The sequence below is a fragment of the Yersinia bercovieri ATCC 43970 genome (assembly GCF_013282745.1).
GTDB lineage: Bacteria > Pseudomonadota > Gammaproteobacteria > Enterobacterales > Enterobacteriaceae > Yersinia > Yersinia bercovieri.
Genome location: NZ_CP054044.1, coordinates 3,985,091 through 4,011,335 on the forward strand (window position 1 = coordinate 3,985,091; position 26,245 = coordinate 4,011,335).

Here is a 26,245-nt window from a genome sequence, read left to right on the forward strand (position 1 = left end):
CTGTTTGCTTAACGCTAAGCCATGGAAGCCTCTGACATGTTTGAAAAAATCACTGCTGCACCTGCGGACCCTATTCTGGGCCTGACCGATATTTTCCGCGCGGATGACCGCCCTAATAAAATCAACCTGGGGATCGGCGTCTACAAAGACGAAACCGGTAAAACGCCGGTGCTCACCAGCGTGAAAAAAGCTGAGCAGTATTTGCTGGAAAACGAAGTTACCAAAAACTATCTGGATATTGGTGGCCTACCGGCTTTCGCCAGTTGCACTCAGGAACTGTTGTTCGGTAGCCAGAGCGCCATTATCGCCGATAAACGTGCGCGTACCGCTCAAACCCCTGGTGGGACTGGCGGGTTACGTATCGCTGCTGATTTTATCGCCCACCAAACCAGCGCCAAACGTGTCTGGGTCAGTAATCCAAGCTGGCCGAACCATAAAAATATCTTCGCTGCTGCCGGGCTGGAAGTGGTTGAGTATGCTTATTATGACGCAGCGAACCATGCGCTAGATTTCGATGGGCTATTAAATAGCCTGTCAGAAGCTCAGGCTGGCGACGTCGTGCTGTTCCATGGCTGCTGCCATAACCCAACCGGCATCGATCCAACTGAAGCCCAGTGGAGCCAACTGGCTGAACTGTCAGTAGCTAAAGGTTGGTTGCCACTGTTTGACTTCGCTTATCAGGGCTTTGCCAAAGGGCTGGAAGAAGATGCTCAGGGCCTGCGAATTTTCGCCGCGACACATCAAGAGTTGATTGTTTGCAGCTCTTATTCAAAAAACTTCGGCCTGTACAACGAGCGTGTTGGGGCTTGCACTGTCGTTGCAGCAAGCAACGATGTAGCTGATATTGCGTTCAGTCAGGTTAAAGCGGTTATCCGTGCTAACTACTCTAACCCACCAGCGCATGGCGCCTCTGTAGTTGCCACAATTTTGAGCACCCCAGCACTGCGCGCGATTTGGGAACAAGAACTGGCCGATATGCGCCAGCGAATCCACCGTATGCGTCAGTTGTTTGTGAATACGTTGCAGGAAAAAGGCGCGAAACAAGATTTCAGCTTTATCATTAACCAGAATGGCATGTTCTCGTTCAGTGGCCTGACCAAAGAGCAAGTTCTACGCCTGCGTAATGAGTTCGCTGTTTACGCGGTTAACTCTGGTCGAGTCAACGTTGCTGGTATGACGCCGGACAACATGGCTCCACTGTGTGAAGCTATCGTCGCTGTGCTCTAATTAGTGCTTTATGACGGGTCACTGACCGTAAAAGGGTGCCTTTGCAGGTACCCTTTTATTTTTCTTAATATGTCAGATCAAACAACAGCTCTTAATGGAACATATATTTGGCAAATTCGCTCATAGGCATCGGCCGGCCAAACATATAGCCTTGCAGGTAATCAACATTGTGAGCCTGCAAATAACGCATCTGTGTGTCGTTTTCGACCCCCTCGGCAATCGTCTGTAACCCCAGTCGGGTCGCCAAATCAATAACATTACCCACAATGTGACTTGAGAGCGCATCGGAGCCAATCATGCCGACAAAACTTTGGTCTATTTTCAAGAAATCGACTTTAAACTTCTGCAAGTAACTCAGACTTGAATGTCCGGTGCCAAAATCGTCAATAGCAATAAAGACACCAAGAGCATGGAGTTCTGCGAATAATCGGTCAGTCATCTCATCTGCAACAATCAATTTGCGCTCGGTTAATTCCAGCGTAATATTAATTTTATTGCCGCCAAAAGCCTGAATGAAATTACGGCAGTCATCTAATAGGCTCAAATCACGGCAATGGTTGGCGCTAATATTAAAGCCAAAATGGAAACCTTCCGGTAATTGATTTACATAAGGGGCAAATCTTGCACTCACCTGCTGCATAATAGAACGAGTCATTGGCACAATCAGTTCGCTATCCTCGGCCATCGGAATAAAATGATTTGGTTGAATCATTCCCTGCCCAGGATGCTGCCAGCGCATTAATACTTCACAGCCAATCCAATATTTCTCTTTACCCGAAACAATGGGCTGCATGTAAGGAATAAACTCGTTATTTTCTAATGCCTGTTTTAATACCTGAGTGGGTGATGCCGCTCGGCCCGATAACCAAAAAACAAGTACAGCTGATCCGATACTCATTAAGATGAAGAATATCAGGCTACCTTGAGTATATTGCCAAACGTAGGCCAAATATTGCTGATTAGAGAGTGTTGTGCTTAACGAATAAGCAAACTTATCTGACGCCAAATAGAGTAACTCCCCCTTCTTCTGAGGCGCGCCGACATGTACTGCACCTGCCGCGTCCATCCACTGATTACCCACTCTCAGTTGCAACTGAATATCACCACTCAGCAGATTAAGGATACTACGCAGGTAATAGCCATCGACGGCAACCAAAATACTGTAATCACCTCGTTCCTGTCGGTACACCATTAAAGCGCGGTCGGGTGTAACATCATTACCCGACATTAACTCGAGTTGCCCATCGACAAATACATTTAAATCAAAAGGGGCAGAAAGCGGGCCATATATTGAGGAGCAAAAAATGGTCGAACCCTTGGCAAAAGAGACAGAGCGAACATCTGGCACCATGACCACTTGATCCCGTAAGTTCTGTACAACTTGCAAGCAAGGTTTTCCCAGTCCGGTTTCGACTTGGATAGCCGCATGTTGCAAGTTATTAAATATCTGATCGAAGCGCACCCTACCTTGTAATAGTTTGGTCTCTGCATCCTGATGCATATTTGCTTTGGTTTGCCCATAAATCACAACAGCACCTAGCAACAGAAACAGTAAAAATACCATGCAAGAAAAACCAAGCCGGGACAGGAACTTATTCAGTCTGAAACGACGAAATGGCATAGTGGATCCCATTGAAAAGCGCTCGTAATATTACTAGCTCAAAACGGCAGTAAGAACCATGCCGCGTCAATATCAATTACTGCTGGTTAGTGGCGCTATCTGGCCATTATACCCCGTCAATATCGCAGCGATAGCACTCTGCTCAATGGATATCATTATTATGATAACAGCACAAATAAATAGCCGCTGATTGGCTCACAAAGCACATTGTTCACTTATTAAATATAATGCAAAAAGACACCGAATGGTGCCTTCCTTTTGGTTGTGTACTCTTATAATGCGACTAAAATATTTGTCATCACCAAATAGCAGGTTCTTCACGTATAAATGGATTAGTCTGCCGCTCATGCCCTAGTGTAGACATTGGGCCATGGCCGGGGATAAAGGTTATATCATCGCCCAATGGCAGCAATTTAGTCCGAATGGAGTTGATCAATTGCTGGTGATCACCACGCGGAAAATCACTGCGCCCAACCCCGCCATTAAAGATAACATCACCCACTAACGCCAGGCGACCTTGCTGGTCAATGAAAACAATATGCCCCGGCGTATGGCCAGGGCAGTGCAGGACTGACAACTCTATTTCGCCGACGGTGACTTTATCACCCTCTTCCAGCCAACGAGTTGGGGTAAAAGTTTCACACTCATCTAGCCCAAACATTCGGCTCTGGGCAGGTAGCCCTTCCAACCAAAAAATATCTTCTTTCTCAGGGCCATAGATAGGGATATCAAAATGTGCAGCTAACTCAGCAGCTGCCCCTACATGGTCCAGATGACCGTGGGTCAGCAAAATCTGGTTCACGTTGACCCCTTGGCGTGCCACTTCAGCAATGATTTTGTCTGCATCACCGCCGGGATCGACCAATGCAGCCTGCCCCGTGGCTTCGCACCAGATTAAGGTGCAGTTCTGGCTAAAGGCCGTGACTGGAATAATTTGATATTTCATAAGCTCCACCCCCAATGCAGCGTTCAATGCATTGGCATAAAAATTCGCGTTACCAGGTTCTAGTCGGCCCGGTATCAATATGCACAAAGTTACTGCGAGGGTAATATCCTACACCACCTGCGCGCATTTTTAATGCCGCTTTGCGGATATTGCTTAGTTGAATACCTTCAATATGGAAATCCATCGCTTTCCCTTGCGTGTGGAAACTGTGCTTAGCCACACCGCGACTGCGTTCACGCAGCTCATTATTGGTATCAAGGGAGCGGTAACCGGAAATAAGCTGCACCGGTTTAGTTGTACCGAGAAGACCTTGTAGACGATATAGCTGATCAAACAGGCGTGGATCGATGGTTTTTACTTTATTGGCCCGATAATCGCGGAATAGATGATTTAAGCGGGAAAGTTCGTCTTTGTTATAGCTTCGACCATCAAAAAACTCTGCTTTTATGGACTCGCCTGTATTCAAATTATTCAGGGTCAAGATACGTGGGCGAGGAGTCGAAAGCGTAGCAAATGCTTGCCCCGGTAGTAGCGACATACCCAGCGCCACCCCGCCTAATGTTAGCCACTTGCGGCGATGATTATCAATTTTATCCATGTTCTCTGTTAATACCTGGCAATAATGTCAAAAGAAAGCACTAAATGTGCCGCTCCGAACCATAACCGCCTACGGAAAGTCAGTCAACCCGCATTCGGCCCGCATTCACTGTGCGTTGATGTTCGGTTAAAGGGAGCCTTGGTTTAGGCCCCCCCGACGATAACCCGATATTAAGACCATTAGTTATTGAGTTTTACTGCATTTATTGCAGCAAAAGTTCAGCTTGAGGTGAGATTTGTGCACCGGATCTCACCGTTTTATCATAATTGTAAATATCTGTTCTAAATTGTGGCTTACCATCATCAGCAACCCATGCTGTTAGGTAATACAATTGCACCGGAACACGTTGGCGGATGTTGACGTAAGTGGTATCGCCCTGCTTCAGGGTCGATGAGACCCGCGCATCATTCCAACCCGCATCTTGCAATAGCATATTGGCTAAATCAGAGGCTTTATTCACCCTCACACAGCCGGAACTTAGCGCGCGGATATCCTTCTGGAACAGCCCATGGTTCGGCGTATCATGCAGATAGATAGCATCAGAGCTTGGCATATTAAATTTGAATCGCCCTAATGAATTACTGGCACCTGGGGCCTGACGCAAACGATAAGGGAAGTTATTAGGTGAAATCATGCTCCAATCGATCATTGATGGGTCAACGACTTCAGCCTCATTACTCCACCCAGACAGCACGGTATAACCGTGACGTTGGAAGTAGCCCGCGTCATAGCGTGCTTTTGGCACGATATCCTGGCGTACCAGAGAGGTCGGTACGTTCCACGGTGGATTAACGACCACATTATTTAACGCGCTACTCATTAGCGGTGTTTTGCGGCTTGGACGGCCAACAATCACTCGGGATGAGAGCACTTCCGCACCATTCTTATAATAATTCAGCGAATAGTTTGGAATGTTAACCATGATGCCGTTATCAACCTGCCCCGGCAAAATACGTAAGCGCTGAATATTCAGTGCCAGCAAGGTAGCCCGCGTTTGTGGTGAAACATTTAACCACTCGCGGGTGCGCGCGCCAATCACCCCATCATCACTCAACCCATGCCACAGTTGAAAACGTTTGACGGCCGCCACTAACTCGGGCGTGTAGACATTGTCGGTAAGTGTAGCGATAGTTGTTAACGGTGCAGATGGCGGCGTGATAGCCCCTCCGGTGACCGGAATATCAGCAACAGGTGCCGCTGATGGGCTAACCACCAGACTGTGGGCCTGAGCGCGGGTTTTCTCTTCATCAACAGAGAGGTCGTCATTGACTGCGGCAACCGTAGGATTATCAACAGGGATAACCTCTGGCGCTTTTACCGGCGTCGCGGCCACAGGGTGCAACATGCCGGTTCGATCGAGAATTTGACGTAGCGCCGGAATATCATCACTGAGCTGCCCCGGACGTAAGCTCGGGCCATTGGACAGCTGTGGCCAGGGTCGCCGATCAGCCAGCATCTGTTTCAGCGCTTTGTGCATTTTGTCGTATTGAGGATGCTGAGGGGCCAATGACGCCAGATAAGCCGCGGAACTCCCCTCTTGTACTGCCTGCTTCCAGCGATTTAGCGCGGTGGCGGGTGGCATCGCCATCTTGTAAGGCACATTGCTGTACAACCAAACGCTGCCGTTGGCATTCACACCTGAGATAAAGTGCAAATACCCCAGCATGGCATCCGATAAAATAATATCACGGGCCATGCCGGTCATCTCAGGATCACTTAACCATTTTACCCACTGCATAAATTGCGGTTGAATACCGGAGAGCGCCACTTCGGCTAATTGTTGCTGAAAACGCTGGGTGGCAACTTTATCCTGCCACATAGGTTGCATCGCATTTTCAGCATATAAAAGTGCCAAATCAGACGCATAAAAAGGTGTAATCGTTTTAGGCAATATTGCTAATAACTGTGAACGGCTTTGTGCCACCGACATATTTGATGTCGCCGGGATCACCTGACGGCTCGGAGACAACACTGAAGATGAGTCTATTGCTGTGATCGGTGCCGATGCGGTAAATAGTGGCATCAGGCTGCAAATTAAAGCGCAATATAACGTTAATGCGCGTTGCGGACTTCGTTTCCCTATCGACATTCTATGCCCCCGGTATGCTGACTATCTAAATACGCCATAGTTTGTCGTTACCCTTCTTCCTTGACATTGCAGCGGTATTAGCTGCTCTCTCTAAATTTTGGGCATTAATATGATTATACAAACTGAAATGCCCTTGTGAGTAGCCAACGCTATATTTTTAACCATTACTTTACGCTAACAGATTTTCTGCACTTATAAAATATAACCCGCAAGATGTGGCAGAAATAAAAATAGCCGTTTTTACGCGGCTATTTAGTAGGATTAATTATTGCTGCTTTTTATTTGAACAACTATTAACCACCATGCAGTTGTTCAACCGGCAGTGTCGGTATTTCATTCGCAAAGCCTCTTAAGCCAACCACATGTACATGCTCATGATTTTGGAAGACTTTTCGTACCAATTTATAGGTTGTCCCTTTCTCTGGACTGATATTTTCTGGTGCTGCAATAATTAATTGCATTTCCAATCGCTCACACAGTTCAAATAATGTCGCGATAGATTTCGCATCCAGACGCGCCGCTTCATCAAGGAACAGCAAACGGCAAGGAGAAATATCTTTACCACGTAAACGGCGTGACTCCTCTTCCCAGCTCTGCACCACCATCACCAGAATAGACATACCGGTCCCGATAGCTTCACCGGTCGATAATGCACCACTCTCTGCACGTAACCAGCCATCCGCACCACGGTAAACCTCGACCTCCAGCTCCAGATAGTTACGGTAATCTAGCAGCTCTTCACCAATGGTTTGCGGCAAGCGCTGCCCCATATCCATTTGTGGATTCAGGCGCTGATACAGTTTTGCCAGCGCTTCCGAGAAGGTCAGACGGTTGCTGTTGAACAGATCCTGATGCTGCTCTTGCTGCTCGGATAGGACATCGAGCAAGGTAGAGTGAGCTTCACGCACATTAACATTCAGCCGCACACTCTTCACCTGACCAAATGAGACCGCTTGTAAACCCTGGTTCAGCATACGAATACGGTTCTGTTCGCGCTGAATGGTTTTACGGATGATATTTGCCACACTTTTGGAACTGATGGCTAATTTCTGCTCACGCGCCGTCAACTCTTCCGTCAAGCGGCCCAGCTCAATCTCCATTTGCTCAATGGCTTCGACGGGATCATCAGTACGAATAATATCCTGACGAATGCGCTCACGCAGATGTTGATACACCGCGATATAGAACTGGATTTTACGTTCAGGCCGCTTCGGATCTTCTGACAAACGCAGCACGTCACGCAGATGTTCGTTATCGGCAACCGCCAGACGCAATGCCCCCAGCGCCTTATCCGACATTGACCGCAGCTCGTCACCATCCATATAGGCGAGTTCACGGCGATGCAAGCGGCGCTCAACGCCATTATCTTTCACCATCCGCATCACCGCACACCAACCCGCTTTGGCATTGACCACTTGCTCGCGAATCTGATAATAATCGCGCTCCAGCTTGCGCAGTTTCTTCTGCAAGCTGTCCATCTCGGCTTCACAGAAGGTGATCTGTTTTTCCAACTGATTACGTCGCGAGCGGTTAGTGCTCAGTGCGGCATGCAACTCATCTCGGCGGGTGCGGGCGCGAGCTTCTGCATCGGCATCGGCCTGAACACCAATATCCACCAGCTCCTGACTCAGCTCCTTCAGCATCTCACGCTTGGCGTCGTAAGAACTTTTTAGTGAAGCCAAAACTTGGTTGTACTGGGTAAACTGCGCCTGATATTGGCGTAACTGCTCACGAGCACGGCTGCGTTCCGCTTCGGCCTGCTCTAAGCGCTGACGCAGCTTATCGTTAAGATCTGAGTTTTCCGTCAACATGCCCGCAGAGTCGGTATAGCTAAAGTGCGTACGGCGCTGAACCACCTCGGTCAGGGCGAAAGCTTGCTGTTTCGCCTGGCGCTGGCTGTTCTGGGCCAAAGCATAGTTTTCCTGCAACTGTTCGTGCTGCTGCGGGTCACTTTGCAACACCGCCAACAGCGGTTCAAGTTTGGTTAGAGCCGCGCCATGTTTTTGGATATGACGGGCCGCTTCCTGTGCTTCTGCCAACTCTTCGGTTATCTCTTCGACTCTATCGGTTAAGGTATCATCCAGTAGCAGTGAAACCAGTGGAATCAATCTGTTAAGGGCCGAAATTCCCTCTTTGGCTTGTGCAAACTGCTGGCGCTGCTGCTGGTTTTGATCTTCATGTGCATTCAGTGCGCGTTCTATTTCACCGCGACGGGTATTCAGCAAACGAATTTCAGCTTCTGGATCTGCATCAAACGCCACCGCCAGATGGGAGCCAATAAAGCGACTGAATGCTTGATGTAGACGCTGTGTTTTTTGCACATCAAATGACAAGGTGGCGTAGCGTTCAGCCAAACTGTCGCGCTCTTGATACAGCGCTTCCAAGCGGTTTTCACGGGCAGCGCGACCAAACAGCGGCACTTCTGGGTAACGAGAGTAGCGCCACTGGCGATCGGCGATTTTCACCACTACCGCTTTGTCATGCTCTTCGACGGCAAATACGCTGTCATCAAATGACTGCGGATCCCCTTCGATGAGATAGAGATCTTCCGGGCAATCTTCCAAACCGACCAGTTGATCGCGCACCAATGACAAATCCGGCACCACGATACCGTGGCGTGATGGGCCATAAAGCGCGGAGAAGTAAGGGGCGTCGTCGAGAGTGACGTCGTCATAAATCTCGGATAACAGCACACCACCAAAACGCTCGGCCAGCGCAATCATTCGCGCATCTTCAGCGCCACTCGGCTGGCTCAACCGCTCGATTTGCGCATCAATGGCGCGTTTAGTCGCCGCCACTTCATCACGCTCAACCGTGGTTTCACGCTCACGCTCCAGTAACTGTTGCATGTGTTCCGTGACTTGACGGCTATCTTCCAGTGCCTCGCCGCTCTGCTCGCTAAGTTGGCTCAGGGCATCTTGTGCTGCCAGCCAAACCGGGGCGCGCGCGGTCAACTCCTGAATTTTTAGCTTCAGTTGCTCCAGCTCCTGACGCATCTCCATGCGCCGTTCACCGGCATCGCTGACACTCAGGGATAGCTCTTCAACCTGCGACTCCAGCTCGCGCTGCAACTCTTCCAGCTCTTCTGGCTGATAAACCTGCCCTTGACGTTTGCAAAACTCCTGCAACAAGCGCTCGGCGTCCTGCTGGGCGCGTAAGCGCTGCTCCAGTTCGGACAAGCGCATACGCAATGGTTGCACCCGCTCAGCCAAATGTTGCTGAGATGGCCAGTCACGGAGTAGTTCACGGGCGGTTTGCCAAGCTTCACTGCGGCTGACCTGACCGGCAATGTTCACCACCAGTTGATACGCCTGCTCAAATTGGCTGTGAGCGGCATCGGCAACGCTCAGTTTTTGCTCAAGCTGCAATAAGGATTCGGTCGCTTCCTGCTCTTTGGCCTGGAAGGTCTCTAGCCACTCTTCGGCATTATCGGCTGTTAATTCAGGCAATTGGCACAGCGCGCGCGCGCGTTCCAGTGCTTGCAGCGCCTGCTGGTATTGGATGGCGCGGGTCTGCTGGACGTCCAGCGCTTGCTGGTAATCGGCCAACTGACTTTTCAGCTCATCCACTTCCAGCTCGGCGGCTTCGGCGCGGGCTTCGTTATCGGCCTGCTGCTCACCAGCCTCGCCGACGACCTCACTTTGCTCTTCCAACCGGTAGGTCAGCTCTTCCAAATCGCCTTGATAACGCTCGATTTTTTCCTGCTGGCGCATCGCGGTTTGCACCAAACTCAGATGGTCACTGGCCGCCTGATAGTCAGTCTCGAGATCCGATTCTGCACCACTTTGCTCAGCTAGCTCACGGGACATCTCCACATGGCGATACTGCTCAGTTATCAGTTGCTTGCGGCTGGCAAGCAGGTCACGGCGCAAGACCAGCGCACCATCGAGGTGAATACGCCGCTCATTAGCATGGCGCATATAGTCAGCGGCAACGTAGGAGGTTGCCTCTGAGATCAGATGCTTAAACAGGTCGCGGTCAGACTGAGTCACGCGAATAGCTTCCAGCGTCATGCGATTCTCACGCAGCGCAGCTTCCATGTCTTGGAAGGCTTTCCGCACGCCGCTGTTTTCTGGCAATAAGTAATCGCGCAGTGAGCGGGTGATGGCGCTGGAGATACCGCCGTACAAGGAGGCTTCAATCAAGCGATAGAATTTGCTGCGATCAGCAGAAGAGCGCAAGCGCTTCGGAATCACCCCCAAATCAAACATCAGGGAGTGGTAATCAGTGATCGAGTTAAACTGCTTAAACTGCACCCCTTCCATCTCTTCGACGCGCTCTTTTAGCTCTGGTAATGAGAGCACGCGCGCCTGACGCTCGCCCACCACTTCGGTAAGGATCTGCGTTGGCTGGATAGCGGTCGGCAGCCCCTGAATGGTGAAAGGCTTGATATCAACTTTACGGTCACGCCCTGCGACTTGTTGTAAGCGCACACCAACCACTATCCGCTGATGACGAGAGTTGACGACGTCCAGAGTTGAATAACAGACCCCGGCGCGCAACTTACCGTGTAAGCCTTTATCGCGGGAACCACTGGTGGCACCGGCTTCGGTGGTGTTACGAAAGTGCAGTAACGTCAGGTCAGGAATCAATGCGGTGACAAAAGCGGCCATGGCGGTCGATTTACCGGCCCCATTACCGCCAGATAACGTGGTGACTAATTCATCAAGATCGAATGTTCGGGCAAAGAAACCGTTCCAGTTAACCAAGGTCAGTGAGCGAAATTTACCGCGTTCAATCATTCCTGTTCATCCTCTGCACTGTCCGTTGTATTGCCCATGGTGATATCAGTTTCATCGCTTTCATCATGGAGTGACAGACTGTTTTCCACCGCCATGGCCTCGCCATCACGGATCATGCGTAACTGGGCTTCACGTGGGTCATCGCCGCTGCGCACATCAGCACCAAAGCGGAACACCGCCTCAGTGATACGAAACTTGCTGCTGTCATTGCCCATAAAGTAGATCATGCCCAGCCGACGCAGCCGGTTAAGGGACGTTCGTACTTTTTCCTGCAATTTCTGCTTATCCAAATCCGAACCGGTCGAGCGCTGGTTAACAAACTTCAGCAATTTGCTCTCATCGGCCAGACTCAATAGCTCTTCGTACAACTCTTGCTGCGCAAAGATCCCCTCATGGGCCAGACGTTCTGGGCTGAGATAGAGATAACACAGGATCTTACCCACCATCATATCCAGCTCAGATAGCACCGAGCGCGGGATAAGGGTGGTAGAGCGAGGACGCAGATAGAAGAAACCTTCTGGTGCGCGGATTAACTCCACATTATAGCGGGTATAGAACTCTTCCAATTGCTCCTGAAAATCCATCAGAAAAGCATGGTTATCCAGCTCATCAATGCCAATATGGCGACCCGCACGTAACTGGCTATCCAGCGCGGGAAACAGTGAGTTGGCTAATGCCTGAGCCAGTTTAACCGACATTACTACTTCAATATTTGTTGATGACATGTGCCTGCACCTTGGCTCCGTAATCATTGATTGCCAGCCATTCGGCAGGTAACCCTGAGAAATCGGCTTCGGCCACACCAAGGCGAACTGCCTGGTCGACCAGGATACGAGCCACGTCGAAATGACGAGCACGCGGATATTGCGCGAGGTAGTCGCGCATCACTTCCCCCAAATTGAGCGGCATTTTTTGCTGCTGATACACCAGCAACGCCTGCTCAATCATGGCGGCTAACTGCTCACGGATCTCATTGAACTCTTCAAACTCCAGATCCGGCGGCAGCTCCCCTGTGACCTCTTCGCTACGCAACGTCAGCTCTTCATCGCGCATATCCAGCAAGCGATCCGCATTGGCGTAGGTGAGGGTCCAAGGACTATCAAAATAGTTCTGTACCGATTGGCGCAGTCGTTGGGCGAATACTCGGTTTTTATCCATATCAATTGCAGTACGAATAAACTTGTGCACGTGGCGGTCATAACCGATCCACAGGTCAATCGCCTGTTGACCCCAACTGATAATACGGTCAAGTTTACTTTGCAGATCAAAGACTAGCTTATCGACCAAATCCAACCCGGCATTGCCGATGGTCGCTTCCTGAATACGCAATAAATTTGCCTGAAGCTTATCACCTGCCGCTTCCAGCGTATCTTGCAACTCACGTAGTGTACCTGAGGTTTCTGACAGCAACATTTCGCAACTGGCAATTGCCGCACGCCAATCCTGATTCAACAGCGCGGCGATATCTTCCTTCACGCTATGCTGCTGCTCATCCATCAGGCGCTGCGTCATATCAATGCTGTCGAAAATTTCAGCCACTGAATATTTTAGCGGCGCAAAGACATTGCGGTGCCAGTGAAATTCATCACCGCCCTCTTCTGCCGCTTCTGCCGCCCGCTGTAGCTCTTGCGCCACGATAGACAGCTGCATTGACAGGCGCAGAGTAGAGAATTCGCGCTGACGAATATAATAATCGGTGATACCAATGCCCAATGGGGTCAGACGGTAAATAGCATTGCCGTCAGCCATTTCACTGGTAAATCGGTTTAGTAACCGCTGGCGCACCATATCATTGATGGCGTTATTGGCCCGCACCGCCACGGTTTCGGAGGTCTGTTCAAAACCTTTGCTGACGTGACGAAATGCATCGATCAACTCCCCTTCACTCATTTCACCGTCCAGCCGCTCACCGTTTAAGGTGGCAATCGCCATAAGAAAGGCCAGACGCTCCGTTGGCAGAGTAATCGAAAAATCATTTTTTCGCGCCCAGGCGACCAGTTCGGGTACTGTCTGGGAAAATTCACTCATAATGGGTCCTTCAGATTCGGCTTAAACGCCGAGACATGCACGTAGCGCCCCAGGCTGATAAACGGCTCCTGCCGGCAATAGCGCTGTTCTAACGCCAATAATTCAGCAAACTCATCGACTTGTTGCTGTTTATTTTTCATGTAATCGTGAAACACCCGGACTCCCGTCTTGCCGCTAATGGATAGACCCATTTGCTCAAGCCAACCATATACCGTCGGCGGATCTAAAGGGTATTGCGGTGACAGCGAGCGCTGTCGACGCCTTTTTAAACCCGGTATCGCCAACTGAAAATTACCTAATACTGCATTGCGCATTACCAGCCCATTGGCATTGAAAAACATCAATGAGAGCGCACCTCCGGGCTTTAGCGCATTAAAAAGTATTTGCAGAACTTCTTGTGGCTCTGCAATCCATTCTAAAACCGCATGGAACAATATCAGATCAACCGGCTGTTCTAAATGTCGGGTGATATCTTGAGCCGCACTTTGTACAAATTGCATGTTGTGGCTCACACCTTTTTCCTGAGCCGCGGCTTTAGCACGCTGGATCATCTCAGCAGAGAGGTCACATAATAGAACCTGGTGGCCTAATGCCGCCAGTTGACATGCCATATGCCCTTCGCCGCCTCCGGCATCTAAAATCCGTAACGGCCGTTGCGGTAACTGCACTAACAGCTCGGTAATATCTTGCCAAACCACCGCCTGACGAATCATTCCCTTCGTCGTACCGTAGATATTGCGGGAGAACTTTTCGGCAATATCATCGAAATTACGATCCTGCATGAACAACTGCTCCGCCAATGACTTTGGGTATATCTATAACTATTGATTTATCGCCGTTGATAGAGACGAGTAAATCGATAGTTACAGTAAAAAGAGTGCCGTCGAACCTGCTATTTTGGCACAGCCTGACTTAGAATAAATCTTCTTGACCGGTAATCCTCATCAAATGCCGTTTTTTCAGTCAAAAGGTCCCTATTTTTATGCTTTTCACCTTAAAAAAATTTGTTGGCGGCTTATTAATGCCACTGCCTTTTCTACTTCTGGTTATGGGACTGGCATTAATCTTATTGTGGTTTACTCGCTGGCAGAAAAGTGGCAAAACACTTTTTACATTGAGTTGGCTGCTATTATTGCTTATTAGCCTACAACCTGTCGCGGATCGCCTGCTATTACCACTGGAAAAACAGTACGCCACTTATCAGGGAAACGACCCGGTAGATTACATTGTTGTCCTTGGTGGCGGCTACACGTTTAATCCGAATTGGCCACCCAGTGCCAATTTATTCGCAAATAGTTTGCCAAGAGTCACTGAGGGAGTCAGGCTTTATCGCGCCCATCCTAATGCAAAAATGGTGTTTACTGGCGCCAGTACCCCCAACAATCAGAGCAGCGCGAAGACCGCAGCACAGGTGGCAGAAAGTTTAGGTGTCCCAGCGGCAGATATTGTGACGTTAGAACAACCGAAAGATACTGTCGAAGAGGCGGCGGCGGTGGCGACTTTGGTGGGGGATAAACCGTTTTTACTGGTGACCTCAGCGAGCCATCTACCACGTGCAATTAAGTTCTTTACCGCCATTGGATTGCACCCTATCCCCGCTCCGGCTAATCAGTTGGCCATTACCACGCCACTGCATAGCTGGGAACGCACTATTCCAGCGGCAGCCTATTTGGGTCATAGCGAGCGCGCCTGGTATGAGACAATGGGGCTAATGTGGCAAAAATTAAGTGGCCATAAGAGTGATGAAAATAGCAGCAGCGCCCAAGATCGCTAATTTAGCCAAGGTAAAAGTTGTCGCGCTGCGTTATCAAATAAAGCGCGATCTAAACTGCCAGTATGAATAAAGCGCGAGACGAGTTCCCAAAGCGTATAGAGCCAACGGCGGGCAACGAAGGATTCAGAGACGGGGGCTTTACTGAGGTAGCGGTAGAGAAGTTGGCTCGGCATACCCTCTTCGCTAAGGCGGAATAAGTCATATTCACGTGGCGCCCACAACATCGGGCCTGGGTTGAGCATCGCCAACAACTGGTCACTACGCGCATCTTTGAGCATACTGCGCAGCGTAAGATTGCCGTGAACCAGTACCGAGCTGTCGTCAAAATCGGCAAAAAGTGACTTCAGTGAGGCTCTGGCACGATAAAGTATCGCGCGGTCCTCTAACGTCATTAGCGGCGAGTTCATATTCGACAAACTGGCCCACAGCACTTCAACTCGCTGCTGATACCAACTAAACCAATCATTTTCCTGCGTGCTATCTACATTGCCGACACAGCCATGGCTATCAATCCGATGCCACGCCAACACACCTTCAACGATTTGATCCATCAAGGCACTCCAGCGGTCGCCGGTCCGCGTCGGTGCTTCTACCGAAACGCCACGTAGACGTTCCATCAGCAGAATTTCTTTATAGGGCGATTGATGGGTCATAACTAAGCCGTACACCGTCGGCAAGCGGATGTCCCCCTCCCGCGCCAGCATGGACAACTTATAGGCCTCTTGCTGGGCAATCCCCTGACAAACATAGCTTTTCGCCAATAATGGGATAGCCTGCCCCTGCTGATTATAGATTGCATACAGATGGGCATAGGGCTGCTCGCTGATGCGTTCAAGGCGGGTAACTGACTCCCCAAGCACGACACTCAATTCAGCTTTCAGCTGTTCCATAAGGCTCTATCCAATTATCTGCCAAAATTGATGATTCATAATGGGATGGTGGGCAGGAGATTTCCAGAATGCAGATCAAATAATATCCACAATAAACATAAAATAGCGCAATGCAGGGTAGCCCCCATTAATAAATATCCTCCGGCATAGCCGGAGGTTTTTCATATGCGCCTATAAGGCTCTCTTACCTGCCGCGCCCTAACAGGCGCATCGCGATCTGACATTTGCATCACAATTCGTTACTTACGGCCCGTAAACGGGCTACCCGGATAGGGGATCGACAACTGCTCACCCATTTTATCCTCTTCCAGTTGGTGTTTTATGTATTCTTGTATCCTGGCTGTATTTTTACCCACCGTATCAACGTAATACCCTCGACACCAAAACTCCCGGTTACGATATTTGAACTTCAAATCGCCAAACTGCTCATAAAGCATCAGGCTACTCTTTCCCTTTAGGTATCCCATAAAGCCCGACACACTCATCTTGGGTGGGATTTCCAGAAGCATATGGATGTGATCCACACAACATTCCGCTTCCAGAATATTCACGTTCTTCCATTCGCACAGCTTTCTTAAAATACTGCCAATCGCTTTGCGCTTTTCCCCGTAGAACACCTGTCTTCGGTACTTCGGCGCAAATACTATGTGATATTTACAGTTCCATCGCGTGTGCGCTAAGCTCTTTTCGTCCCTCATAGGGACCCCCTTTTGATTTCTTGTTGAACGTTTGCAGTTGCCAGACCGCAAACTGTTTTAACAAATCAAAAGGGGTTTTTATAACTGACTCAAAGCTGAAAGCTTTACGGAACCCCCAGCCTAGCTGGGGGTTTTCTGTGCACAAAAAAGCCAGACCCCATTGAGTCTGGCTTAAGCGCTTTAGCGGCTGTTACTGGTTGAGCATAATCGCCCGAACTCTATCTAAATCTTCTTGGGTATCAACCCCTACCGCAGGTACGGCTTTGGCGACCGCCACGTGGATTTTCTCGCCATACCACAGCACACGCAGTTGCTCTAACAGTTCGATTTGCTCGAGTTTACTCGGTGCCCAGTTAACATAACGGCGGATAAAACCGGCACGATAGGCGTAGATACCAATATGGCGCAAGAAGCAGTCGCCGATGCTCTCTTTTGATTGCGCAAAACGCTCTCTTTCCCACGGAATAGCGGCACGGGAGAAATAGAGCGCATAACCTTGAGCATCCATCACCACTTTGACGGCATTAGGGTTAAATGCTTCTTCGCTGCTTTCAATGGGCACTGCCAGTGTTGCCATACCAGCACTACATGCTGCCAGGTTATCAGCTACCTGGCGAATAATGACCGGTGGTATCAGGGGTTCATCGCCCTGCACATTGACGATAATGTCATCATCCGCAAAGCCATAACGCTCAATGACTTCCGCTAATCGCTCGGTACCTGATTGATGATCTGTGCGGGTCAGACACACCTCTCCCCCCACGGCTTCAACGGCTTTAACCACTTCCGGATGATCGGTTGCCACAATCACCCGAGAAGCACCGGATGCCAGCGCGCGCTCCATCACATGGACGACCATCGGTTTGCCAGCAATATCAGCCAACGGCTTACCGGGCAGACGGGTTGAAGCATAACGGGCGGGAATTATAGCAATGAAACTCATGCGTGCTTCTCATCAATTGACAGTGGGCGGGCTTCGTTCTCCAACAATACCGGAATGCCATCGCGCACCGGGTAGGCCAGATTGTCAGCCTTACATACCAGTTCAAGATTCTCTTTATTGAAGTACAACTTGCCGTTGCAGACCGGACAGGCAACGATTTCGAGTAAACGATGATCCATACATCCCCCAGAGTGGAGTTTAGCCAGCAGGAAAGTGGTCGAGGATACCATATCTGCGGATGCAGGTTAACTGCGCCGGCACCGTCATGCATATCAACGATTAATAACAAACAGTTATGTTAATTAGCATCAAGATAAGTAAACACACGCCCTAGCCAGGGGTGATAAATGTTGGTTTTGTTATTGATATGTTGAATGGCGAGGAGTAAAATTTGTGACCTAAATCACACAATTGTATCTATCGAGAAAGAAATGAAAGTATTCCATAAAATCATTGCGCTGTTTGCTAACTTCAGCAACTAAGCTGCAAAAATACAAATAGAAGCACCTGCAAAATCGCCCGGCAATCAGTGTGTTGGTTGAATAGAGGCAAAAAAACTAACGGCTACCCTTGGGTAGCCGTTTGCTTAGAAAGCGATCACATCTGCTGCTGACGGTCCATGAATACTACGATAAGTAGAGAATTCCACGTCCTGCCCTTCACTCAGTGATCTGTTTTTGGTGTTGGCAATGGCTGTCTTACTCACATACACATCCAAACCACCATCGTGTGGTGAAATGAAGCCGTAACCTTCAGACTGATTGAACCATTTCACGCGACCCATTTTTAACGTCATAATAAATTTCCTTTTACTGGGCATCCTAACAACTCATTTTTATTTATTGTTTAGATGCAGTTGCCCATCCTAAAGTTTTCTGATTAAACCTCTATGAGCTTGATTGTATGAAAAAACCCGCATAAGTACGGGTCTTAAAATTTTGCTATCCGGATAAATAATTAGCACAGAGGCATGATTATTTTCCAAAATAGTCCAAACATTACTGTTCTGAATGACAGAGCAACAATATCTGTAACTACCACCATCTGTAACTACCACCCACGCAGCTTTATCTGCCATAAGGCACTTAGCGCTATTGGAAACTCGCTAGTGGGAATAAATAGTAGTGGGGCTGTTTATAAACATTACTTATGGGAGTTACTATCGGAGATACTAGAAGATTCGCCTTTGAAGCGGTATCGCAAGATAACGTCTTGGGAGGAACTGCTCTGCTTTACTCTCGTACAGGTTTACACATAAATAGGTCTGTATCACAGGCCAACCGCCATTAACTCACAATATAATACACTATGCAACAATTTTATCTGGGGGTATGCATTAAATCACAGCATGAATGAGATGCTACGCATAAAAAACCAATATTCTCCGCTGCTTACCAGCTAATTTATCGATATCAATCTAAAATAAAAACTGAACATACGAGCGCCGCAGACACCATTATCTGGCGATGACGGCCCCGATAGGCAAGAAGGAGCGACCTGATTATGAGCCACCCGTCATTTATCCATCCCGATGAGATCCGCGCCAGATTCTCCCGCGCCATGTCGGATATGTATCAGGCCGAAGTCCCACTTTACGGCACCTTATTACAGCTGGTTGCCGATACCAATAAACAGACGATAAATCAGCAGCCTGCACTGGCACGTCAGTTGCACCAAACAGGAGAGATTGAGCGGCTTAGCATGGAGCGGCACGGCGCTATTCGCGTAGGAACTGCTACTGAACTTGCGATGCTACGCCGCCTTTTTGCTGTGATGGGCATGCAAGCTGTCGGCTATTATGATCTGGCTCCTGCGGGTGTGCCGGTGCACTCGACAGCCTTCCGTGCGGTACATGAAGCTTCGCTACAAACCTGTCCGTTCAGAATTTTTACGTCATTACTGCGGTTGGAGTTGATTGAGCAACCTGAGTTGCGGCAACAAGCTGCCGATATTTTGGCAAAAAGGTCAATTTTTACCTCGCGAGCTATCGAGCTGATTATTCAGTCTGAAACCGCAGGCGGGCTGACCAGTGGCGAGGCCGATGATTTTATCACTCAGTCACTCGAGACATTCCGCTGGCATAATCAAGCAACGGTTAGTGCTGAAGTCTATCAGCAACTGCATGACCAGCATCGGCTGATTGCCGATGTGGTGGCTTTCAAAGGGCCACATATTAACCACCTGACCCCACGAACCTTGGATATTGACGCCGTACAATTGGCGATGCCTCAGCATAATATTACCCCCAAAGCGGTGATTGAAGGCCCTCCGCCACGCAACTGCCCAATACTGCTACGGCAAACCAGTTTTAAAGCGCTGGAGGAGAAAATCGCGTTTGTCTCCACCGATGGGCAACTCATTCCAGGGCATCACACCGCCCGGTTTGGCGAGATAGAGCAACGCGGGGCCGCCTTGACAGCCAAGGGCCGCAGTCTATATGACCGTTTGCTTCAAGCCGCACAGGATCAATTGCAGGTTCCCGCGAATGAAAAAAATGCCGCGCAGTACATGGCGATTCTTAGCGAGCAATTTAGTCAGTTTCCTGATAATTATCAGGCGATGCGTGCCGAGAAGCTCGCCTTCTTCCGCTATTTCCCCACAGAGAAAAGCCGTAGCGTATCGACTGAATCAATACAATCGCTGACGCTAAATCAGCTAATTGACGCCGAGATCATCCAATATGAACCTTTGGTCTATGAGGACTTTCTGCCAGTCAGTGCTGCCGGTATTTTTCAGTCGAACTTAGGGGATAAAGGGCAGAGTCATTTTGCCGAACACTCCAGCCAACAAAATTTTCAGCGTGATTTGGGTATAGCGGTGATGAATGAATTACAACTGTACGAAGAGACTCAGCAGCGCTCACTTAGGGCATGTGCAACAGCCCTGAAGCTCACGCAGTTGAATATATAACCTTGGGCTATTACCTTGGGCTATTTTGCATGTTGCGATAATGCCTCTATTTTCAGCAACAATGATTCAGCCTGATCGGCTGGCAACAGGGCATCTACTGGCAAGTACCACCAATTAGGCTGAGCGAAAGTCCGGCATTTGACGGCATCTTTTTCGGTCATCAGTAAAATTTGTGGGCCAGTGGTCAGTGGGCTAAGTTGCGCCAATGAATAATCCTGATGGTCGGCAAAAGCATACTCATTTTCAGGCTCAATCCCTAGCAGACTCAATGTGGCAAAAAAACGCGGAGGATGACCAATACCGGCCATAGCAGTGACATGCTGTAACTGCCGTGCCGGTTGACGCTCCCCTGTCACCAGATTGACCGCCTCCCGAGCGACCAATTGCATTGGGATCTCTCCCGCTGCGGCGACACCACCATTAGTGATAACCGCATCCACGGAGTGCAATCGCCCTGCCCGCTCGCGCATCGGGCCTGCGGGTAACCACCAGCCGTTGCCAAAACGGCGCACACCATCAATGACTACCAGTTCAACATCGCGCTGTAGTGCATAGTGCTGTAAACCATCATCGGTGATGATAAAGTCCAGTGTATGGGATTGCAGTAGCGCCTGGATTGCTTCAGCACGTTTTGGCGCAACCGCCACTGGCGCACCAGTGCGTTGATAAATCAACACCGGTTCATCACCAGCCTGCGCCGTGGTGCTTTCATTAGTCAGCACTAACGGATACACGGCGGACTTGCCACCATAACCACGAGAGACTACCCCAACACGGTAGCCCCGCAGTTGTAACTGCTCCACCAGCCAGATGACGACAGGCGTCTTGCCATTGCCCCCCGCAGTCAGGTTACCCACAATGATAACCGGAACTGGCGAGCGCCAGGAGGTTCGCAGTCCCAAGCGGTAACTGGCCCGGATAATCCAGCTGATTGCGCCGTATAACCAAGAGAGCGGTAACAGCAGCAAATAGAGCCAGGAGTCTCCTGACCAGATACGCTCAATCATTGGCCGAACTGCATACGGTTAAGTTGGGCATAAGCACCTTGCTTCGCCAACAATTCTGCATGTACACCACGCTCTACGATGCGCCCATCTTCAATAACCAATATTTCATCCGCTTTTTCAATCGTTGATAGGCGATGAGCAATAATCAGTGAGGTGCGATTTTTCTGTAGCTCGTCCAAGGCGGCCTGAATTGCCCGCTCAGACTCAGTATCCAGCGCCGAAGTGGCTTCATCCAGAATCAAGATTGGGCAGTCGCGTAGTAAGGCTCGGGCAATGGCAATTCGCTGACGCTGGCCCCCGGAAAGCATTACGCCGTTTTCACCAATAACAGTGTCCAGGCCATGCTCCATTTTATTAATAAAGTCCATGGCATACGCCATACGAGCAGCTTCTTCGATTTCAGCGCGACTGTACTGATCATCACGGGCGTAAGCAATATTGTTCGCTACTGTGTCATTGAATAGATGAACGTTTTGCGAGACTAACGCAACTTGGTTGCGTAAAGCCCCGAGTCGGTAATCACGCAGATCGTGTCCATCCAACAAAATACTACCGTCACTAACATCATAAAAACGGGTTAGCAAATTGGCGATGGTCGACTTACCTGAGCCTGAACGCCCTACCAATGCCACGGTTTTGCCCGCTTCAATGTGCATATTGATATCATTCAGTGCTGGGGTATCTTTGCCTGGATAGCAGAAGGTCACATGCTGGAATTCGATTTCGCCTTTAGCACGTTCAACTTCCAGTTTACCCTCGTCTTTTTCCTGCTCCATATCCAAAATGGTGAATAGCGTTTGGCAAGCAGCCATACCACGCTGGAACTGTGCATTCACATTGGTAAGTGATTTCAATGGACGCATCAGAGCAATCATTGCAGAGAATACGACAGTGATAGTACCGGCGGTCAGGGTTTCCATCACGCTAGGGAAACTTGCTGCATAGAGCACGAATGCCAAGGCAAAAGAGGCAATTAGCTGAATAATCGGATCAGAAATGGAAGAGGCAGAAACCAGTTTCATTCCCTGCTGGCGCATACGGTTACTGACGGTATCGAAACGTTCGGTTTCAACTTTCTGGCCACCAAAGATCAACACCTCTTTGTGCCCTTTCAGCATTTGCTCAGCACTAGTGGTCACTTCACCCATGGTACTTTGCATATTTTTACTGATATTACGAAAACGCTTAGAAACCAATCGGATAGAGATTGAAACAATCGGCGCAATGACGATTAAAATTACTGACAACTGCCAGCTATAATAAAACATCATGATGAACAAACCGATGATAGAAGCCCCTTCCCGCACCACTGTCACCAATGCACTGGAAGATGATGCCGCTACCTGCTCGGAGTCATAGGTAATACGCGATAACAGTGTACCGGTCGATTGCTGGTCAAAAAAGGAGACCGGCATCCCCATCATGTGGCTGAACAATCGGCGGCGAATATGCATCACCACTTTGCCCGATACCCATGAGATACAGTAGCTAGAAATAAAACCGGTTACCCCACGAACAACCATCAAACCGATGACAGCCAATGGCATCCATTTTAAAATTGAGCTATCCGCATGACCGAACCCATCGTCTAGCAATGGTTTCAGCAACGACAACATAAAGGTATCACTGGCGGCATTTAGGATTAATGCTATCGCCGCAACAACAAGTCCGGTCTTATAAGGAGTGATCGTTGGCCAGAGGCGACGAAATGTCTGCCAAGTGGATAGATCTTTATCATTCATCATGCAAATACCAGCACCAGAAGAAATAGCGGCCTATTCTACTCATTATGGCCTCCAACACCAAACCGCTGGTGATACCAACGTGGCATTAATTGTTCGCGATAACTTTTAACTTGCCAATTATCACTGTAAAAATAAACACTTATCTGGCCGGATACTGATGTTTCTCGCCAAATAATGTTATTTTTTTGATAGCGCTTAATCACTTTTTTCGTTGGTAGCTGCCATTGGTTATAGCGCGCGGCAGAAGCAAATGCCAATTCGGGTTTTACTGCCCGCAGAAAAGGCGCTGTCGAAGAGGTATTACTGCCGTGGTGAGGGACTTGCAGCACTGTTGCAGCTAATTTAGTGCGGAAATGTTTGATCAAGTGCCGTTCTCCCTGAGTCTCAAGATCACCGGTCAATAACAAGCTGTGTTTACCATCATCAATGCGAATAACACATGAATCATCATTTTGGGCATTAATCACCTCTGTTTTAGGCCACAAAACCTCAAAATCTAAACCTTGCCACTGCCAAGTAACCCCTTGTTTACATGGCAAACTATTTACAATACCGGCGACGGGAAATGGTGCACGAACACTCACCTGTGGAAAAATGGCCTGAATCTCAGCAAGCCCCCCGGTATGATCCTGATGGTCATGACTTAGAATAATCTGCTCAACAGTAATGCCGCGCCATCGCAAATAAGGAAGAACCACTACAGCAGCCATGCTGCCCGTACTCCAGCGATTACCCGTGTCAAAGATAATCGCTTTCCCCTCACGCTCAATAACCATTGCCAGACCATGCCCAATATCCAGCATATCAACGCGCCAGTGATATTCATCGCGCCTATGACTGAATAGTACCAAATTGACACATAACACCATGATCCCAATGGGATAGCTTCGCCACCATTGAAAACGCCAGATGAGTATGGCTAACCAGCCACCATAGCCAAGTGCAACTGATGTGGCCCCGGTATGCAACCACCCCGCTTTCAGTTGATTGAGCGGTAAGAGAACCACGGTAAGTGACATATCGGCCATAAACCAAAATACGCCAGCCGTGGTTGGAAGCAGCGTGAATGCCAGTGCCAGCAACACGCAAGGTACAGTAAGCAAAGAAATAAGTGGTACTGACCATAAATTTGCTGGTATCGAAAATAAGCTGACACCATGAAACAAACTAATTTGCAGTGGCATCAACAACAGCATCATGCCGAATTGCAAATGGAAACACCGGATAACCACCCCAGCCCACCCCACCCGAAAGCGAGCGGAAATGGGCACCCAGTGATACCAACATAGTAAGCTGAATACCGCCAGACAGGAGAGCCACAAACTGTCTGAGAGTATAGCGAGTGGTTCGCTCAGTAAAATTAGCGCCAGCCCCCATAACCATACTTGCCATGTGCTGCACGAAATACCAAATAGCCGGAGCAACAGCCACAGAGTTAATGCTATGGCAGCCCTGACTGCTGGAGGATTTGCCCCTGCCAGCCAAACATATATCATTGCCGCCAGCCAACCAATTATCAGCGGAAACAGTGGCCCAACCCATCTGGCGGGTAATAAGAGTTGTACTGCCCGTGCCAGTACTCCTCCGAATAGAGCCGCCAAAGCAATGTGCAGCCCTGAAATCGCCATCAGGTGTGCTGTCCCTGTATCACGCAACAGCGCCCATTGTGGTCTATCCAACTGCTTCCTTTCACCAAAAGCCAGCGCCAGTAATATCTGCCGCTGATCATAGGGCGCTAGTTGCTGTTCAATGACGCTGATGACCTGCTGGCGCAGACTGCAACGCCCATCAAGTAACTCAGCTTTAATGATACGTCCTTGCAATGGATGGCGGTTTGCCATCGCCCATCGTTGGCTGTCAAAGCCACCTTCATTTAATAAGCTGTGAACAGCCCGCATTCGCAAGCTCAACGACCATTGTTGTCCAGCACAATGATGCTCAAGCGCATTTACCCCATGTACGACGACCGCGATAGGGGGAAAGACTCGTTGTCCATTAACTTGTTGAATGCCCAATAGGACTTTTTTATCTTCGCCCCATGCAAGACGCGAACTATTTATTGTTGCGACTATTTGCTGCTCGCCCTGAGTTAATGCTCCAATTTGTGCCAGCACCCTATTTCCGTGCCAACTCCCCCATATAAAACTGATCATGACTAATGCCAAAAATTGGCAATAGCTATTGCGGATTAACCCGAGTAGCACGCCTAACATCAACACCGCGCCAATAATATTGGCTCCGGGCAACTGAGGTAGAAAGATAAGGGGTAATAACCCGACAACTACAGCCGCTGCCGCCTGATCGATTGATAAAGTAATAATAAACCGTCCATTGTCGCCTACCAGATAGCCTCATGCCATCCGTTCATTTCACAGGGAATAAGTGGATTTTCTATGTTGATGAACCATGCTGCCAGTACAAAATGCAGGAGTTCAGAGCCAGTTCGCTAACTCTTTTACCCTGTTGCAAAAACAGTGGAGGAAATGCGGGATGTATCTAAAAAAGAAGTGATTTATTTATCGAGAAGGCCGGATATGACGGACAACAGCATTGAGGGATAAAAAAGAAAAACGGTGCCGCGAGAGGCACCGTTTCTTATCAGCGTGTATACCTTAAAACATGAAGTTGCAGCTTGTTAGCGACAACCCCACGTTCTTTGGGCACACATAATAACGCGGTAAGTCGTAAACAACTTAACCGTAGATATTAGCGCGATCACGCAATTCTTTACCTGGCTTAAAGTGTGGAACGTACTTACCTTCCAACTCAACTTTAGCGCCAGTCTTTGGATTACGGCCAACACGCGGAGCACGGTAGTGAAGAGAAAAACTGCCAAATCCTCGGATCTCAATGCGCTCACCTTCAGCTAGTGTTCCAGCCATATGTTCAAGCATCTCTTTCACTGCATCCTCAACGGCCTTAGCCGGTACATGAGATTGCTGGCCAGCAAGTCTTTCAATAAGTTCAGACTTGGTCATATTACCTCCAAGCTTTGCAGCTAAACTACCGTATAGGGGCGGAGAAACC

Annotated in this window: 20 protein-coding genes; 3 read left to right on the forward strand and 17 right to left on the reverse strand. The window is 49.1% G+C overall.

The features are described 5' to 3' along the window. The first annotated feature begins 36 nt into the window (after nt 1-36). Complete coding sequence (locus tag HRK25_RS18065) at nt 37-1,227, forward strand: amino acid aminotransferase (protein ID WP_032898723.1); 1,191 nt, start codon at nt 37-39, stop codon at nt 1,225-1,227. 91 nt (nt 1,228-1,318) lie between these two features. Here the strand turns inward: HRK25_RS18065 and HRK25_RS18070 are convergent, their stop codons facing one another. The 8 genes from HRK25_RS18070 to cmoM all read right to left on the reverse strand — a co-directional run bounded on the left by HRK25_RS18070 (nt 1,319) and on the right by cmoM (nt 14,033). Further along, nucleotides 1,319-2,848 (reverse strand): EAL domain-containing protein, encoded by a 1,530-nt coding sequence (locus HRK25_RS18070; RefSeq protein WP_032898721.1) that lies wholly within the window; start codon nt 2,846-2,848, stop codon nt 1,319-1,321. A 298-nt stretch (nt 2,849-3,146) separates the two neighbouring features. Further along, nucleotides 3,147-3,794 (reverse strand): MBL fold metallo-hydrolase, encoded by a 648-nt coding sequence (locus HRK25_RS18075; RefSeq protein ID WP_005278338.1) that lies wholly within the window; start codon nt 3,792-3,794, stop codon nt 3,147-3,149. 49 nt (nt 3,795-3,843) lie between these two features. Then, a complete protein-coding gene (gene mepK, locus HRK25_RS18080) occupies nt 3,844-4,392 on the reverse strand; it encodes a peptidoglycan L,D-endopeptidase MepK (protein ID WP_005278337.1) in 549 nt (182 codons plus the stop codon). 202 nt (nt 4,393-4,594) lie between these two features. Beyond that, a complete protein-coding gene (ldtD, locus tag HRK25_RS18085; protein WP_032898719.1) occupies nt 4,595-6,481 on the reverse strand; it encodes a L,D-transpeptidase in 1,887 nt (628 codons plus the stop codon). Between the two features lie 293 nt (nt 6,482-6,774). After that, nucleotides 6,775-11,223, reverse strand: a complete 4,449-nt coding sequence (mukB, locus tag HRK25_RS18090; protein ID WP_032898717.1) for a chromosome partition protein MukB — start codon at nt 11,221-11,223, stop codon at nt 6,775-6,777. Then, nucleotides 11,220-11,948, reverse strand: coding sequence for a chromosome partition protein MukE (gene mukE / locus HRK25_RS18095; protein ID WP_032898716.1), 729 nt, complete (start codon nt 11,946-11,948; stop codon nt 11,220-11,222). Before mukE ends, mukB begins: the two co-directional genes overlap by 4 nt. Further along, nucleotides 11,929-13,251 carry a chromosome partition protein MukF gene (gene mukF / locus HRK25_RS18100; RefSeq protein ID WP_032898713.1) on the reverse strand — a complete coding sequence of 441 codons (1,323 nt, stop codon included), beginning with the start codon at nt 13,249-13,251 and terminating at the stop codon, nt 11,929-11,931. Before mukF ends, mukE begins: the two co-directional genes overlap by 20 nt. Then, a complete protein-coding gene (gene cmoM / locus HRK25_RS18105; RefSeq protein WP_032898712.1) occupies nt 13,248-14,033 on the reverse strand; it encodes a tRNA uridine 5-oxyacetic acid(34) methyltransferase CmoM in 786 nt (261 codons plus the stop codon). Before cmoM ends, mukF begins: the two co-directional genes overlap by 4 nt. Nucleotides 14,034-14,233: 200 nt before the next feature. Here cmoM and elyC point away from each other — a divergent pair, with 200 nt between their 5' ends. Then, nucleotides 14,234-15,025: an envelope biogenesis factor ElyC gene (elyC, locus tag HRK25_RS18110; RefSeq protein ID WP_005278317.1), complete on the forward strand. Its 792-nt coding sequence runs from the start codon at nt 14,234-14,236 to the stop codon at nt 15,023-15,025. On the opposite strand, the gene HRK25_RS18115 is transcribed toward elyC, so the two are convergent. The 5 genes from HRK25_RS18115 to HRK25_RS18135 all read right to left on the reverse strand — a co-directional run bounded on the left by HRK25_RS18115 (nt 15,022) and on the right by HRK25_RS18135 (nt 18,352). Then, nucleotides 15,022-15,915, reverse strand: coding sequence for a YcbJ family phosphotransferase (locus HRK25_RS18115; RefSeq protein WP_049601410.1), 894 nt, complete (start codon nt 15,913-15,915; stop codon nt 15,022-15,024). The two genes, elyC and HRK25_RS18115, sit on opposite strands and share 4 nt — an antisense overlap. A 239-nt stretch (nt 15,916-16,154) precedes the next feature. Next, nucleotides 16,155-16,613, reverse strand: coding sequence for an IS200/IS605-like element IS1541B family transposase (gene tnpA / locus HRK25_RS18120; RefSeq protein ID WP_032899290.1), 459 nt, complete (start codon nt 16,611-16,613; stop codon nt 16,155-16,157). A gap of 190 nt (nt 16,614-16,803) precedes the next feature. Next, a complete protein-coding gene (gene kdsB, locus HRK25_RS18125) occupies nt 16,804-17,556 on the reverse strand; it encodes a 3-deoxy-manno-octulosonate cytidylyltransferase (protein WP_032898069.1) in 753 nt (250 codons plus the stop codon). After that, entirely contained in the window at nt 17,553-17,735 is a 183-nt protein-coding gene (locus tag HRK25_RS18130; protein WP_004700032.1) for a Trm112 family protein, read from the reverse strand. The genes kdsB and HRK25_RS18130 overlap by 4 nt, the downstream gene beginning before the upstream one ends. A gap of 407 nt (nt 17,736-18,142) precedes the next feature. Continuing rightward, on the reverse strand, nt 18,143-18,352 hold the full coding sequence (locus tag HRK25_RS18135; protein ID WP_032898068.1) for a cold-shock protein: 210 nt from the start codon (nt 18,350-18,352) through the stop codon (nt 18,143-18,145). A gap of 707 nt (nt 18,353-19,059) precedes the next feature. Here HRK25_RS18135 and hglS point away from each other — a divergent pair. Next, nucleotides 19,060-20,466 (forward strand): 2-oxoadipate dioxygenase/decarboxylase HglS, encoded by a 1,407-nt coding sequence (gene hglS, locus HRK25_RS18140; protein WP_005275138.1) that lies wholly within the window; start codon nt 19,060-19,062, stop codon nt 20,464-20,466. Nucleotides 20,467-20,486: 20 nt separating this feature from the next. On the opposite strand, the gene lpxK is transcribed toward hglS, so the two are convergent. From lpxK to ihfB, 4 genes are all read right to left on the reverse strand, one after another. Continuing rightward, nucleotides 20,487-21,473, reverse strand: a complete 987-nt coding sequence (gene lpxK / locus HRK25_RS18145) for a tetraacyldisaccharide 4'-kinase (RefSeq protein ID WP_032898067.1) — start codon at nt 21,471-21,473, stop codon at nt 20,487-20,489. Continuing rightward, nucleotides 21,470-23,218 carry a lipid A ABC transporter ATP-binding protein/permease MsbA gene (gene msbA, locus HRK25_RS18150; RefSeq protein ID WP_005275123.1) on the reverse strand — a complete coding sequence of 583 codons (1,749 nt, stop codon included), beginning with the start codon at nt 23,216-23,218 and terminating at the stop codon, nt 21,470-21,472. Before msbA ends, lpxK begins: the two co-directional genes overlap by 4 nt. Nucleotides 23,219-23,253: 35 nt before the next feature. Beyond that, complete coding sequence (locus tag HRK25_RS18155; protein WP_032898066.1) at nt 23,254-25,539, reverse strand: ComEC family protein; 2,286 nt, start codon at nt 25,537-25,539, stop codon at nt 23,254-23,256. A gap of 372 nt (nt 25,540-25,911) precedes the next feature. Further along, nucleotides 25,912-26,196, reverse strand: a complete 285-nt coding sequence (ihfB, locus tag HRK25_RS18160) for an integration host factor subunit beta (RefSeq protein WP_005184672.1) — start codon at nt 26,194-26,196, stop codon at nt 25,912-25,914. Nucleotides 26,197-26,245: the final 49 nt, after the last annotated feature.

Excerpts from the sequence above, each read along its gene's own strand:
- HRK25_RS18065 (WP_032898723.1), top strand. The coding sequence starts at position 37 with ATGTTTGAAAAAATCACTGCTGCACCTGCGGACCCTATTCTGGGCCTG.
- HRK25_RS18070 (WP_032898721.1), bottom strand. The coding sequence starts at position 2,848 with ATGCCATTTCGTCGTTTCAGACTGAATAAGTTCCTGTCCCGGCTTGGT.
- HRK25_RS18075 (WP_005278338.1), bottom strand. The coding sequence starts at position 3,794 with ATGAAATATCAAATTATTCCAGTCACGGCCTTTAGCCAGAACTGCACC.
- mepK (WP_005278337.1), bottom strand. The coding sequence starts at position 4,392 with ATGGATAAAATTGATAATCATCGCCGCAAGTGGCTAACATTAGGCGGG.
- ldtD (WP_032898719.1), bottom strand. The coding sequence starts at position 6,481 with ATGTCGATAGGGAAACGAAGTCCGCAACGCGCATTAACGTTATATTGC.
- mukB (WP_032898717.1), bottom strand. The coding sequence starts at position 11,223 with ATGATTGAACGCGGTAAATTTCGCTCACTGACCTTGGTTAACTGGAAC.
- mukE (WP_032898716.1), bottom strand. The coding sequence starts at position 11,948 with ATGTCATCAACAAATATTGAAGTAGTAATGTCGGTTAAACTGGCTCAG.
- mukF (WP_032898713.1), bottom strand. The coding sequence starts at position 13,251 with ATGAGTGAATTTTCCCAGACAGTACCCGAACTGGTCGCCTGGGCGCGA.
- cmoM (WP_032898712.1), bottom strand. The coding sequence starts at position 14,033 with ATGCAGGATCGTAATTTCGATGATATTGCCGAAAAGTTCTCCCGCAAT.
- elyC (WP_005278317.1), top strand. The coding sequence starts at position 14,234 with ATGCTTTTCACCTTAAAAAAATTTGTTGGCGGCTTATTAATGCCACTG.
- HRK25_RS18115 (WP_049601410.1), bottom strand. The coding sequence starts at position 15,915 with ATGGAACAGCTGAAAGCTGAATTGAGTGTCGTGCTTGGGGAGTCAGTT.
- tnpA (WP_032899290.1), bottom strand. The coding sequence starts at position 16,613 with ATGAGGGACGAAAAGAGCTTAGCGCACACGCGATGGAACTGTAAATAT.
- kdsB (WP_032898069.1), bottom strand. The coding sequence starts at position 17,556 with ATGAGTTTCATTGCTATAATTCCCGCCCGTTATGCTTCAACCCGTCTG.
- HRK25_RS18130 (WP_004700032.1), bottom strand. The coding sequence starts at position 17,735 with ATGGATCATCGTTTACTCGAAATCGTTGCCTGTCCGGTCTGCAACGGC.
- HRK25_RS18135 (WP_032898068.1), bottom strand. The coding sequence starts at position 18,352 with ATGACGTTAAAAATGGGTCGCGTGAAATGGTTCAATCAGTCTGAAGGT.
- hglS (WP_005275138.1), top strand. The coding sequence starts at position 19,060 with ATGAGCCACCCGTCATTTATCCATCCCGATGAGATCCGCGCCAGATTC.
- lpxK (WP_032898067.1), bottom strand. The coding sequence starts at position 21,473 with ATGATTGAGCGTATCTGGTCAGGAGACTCCTGGCTCTATTTGCTGCTG.
- msbA (WP_005275123.1), bottom strand. The coding sequence starts at position 23,218 with ATGATGAATGATAAAGATCTATCCACTTGGCAGACATTTCGTCGCCTC.
- ihfB (WP_005184672.1), bottom strand. The coding sequence starts at position 26,196 with ATGACCAAGTCTGAACTTATTGAAAGACTTGCTGGCCAGCAATCTCAT.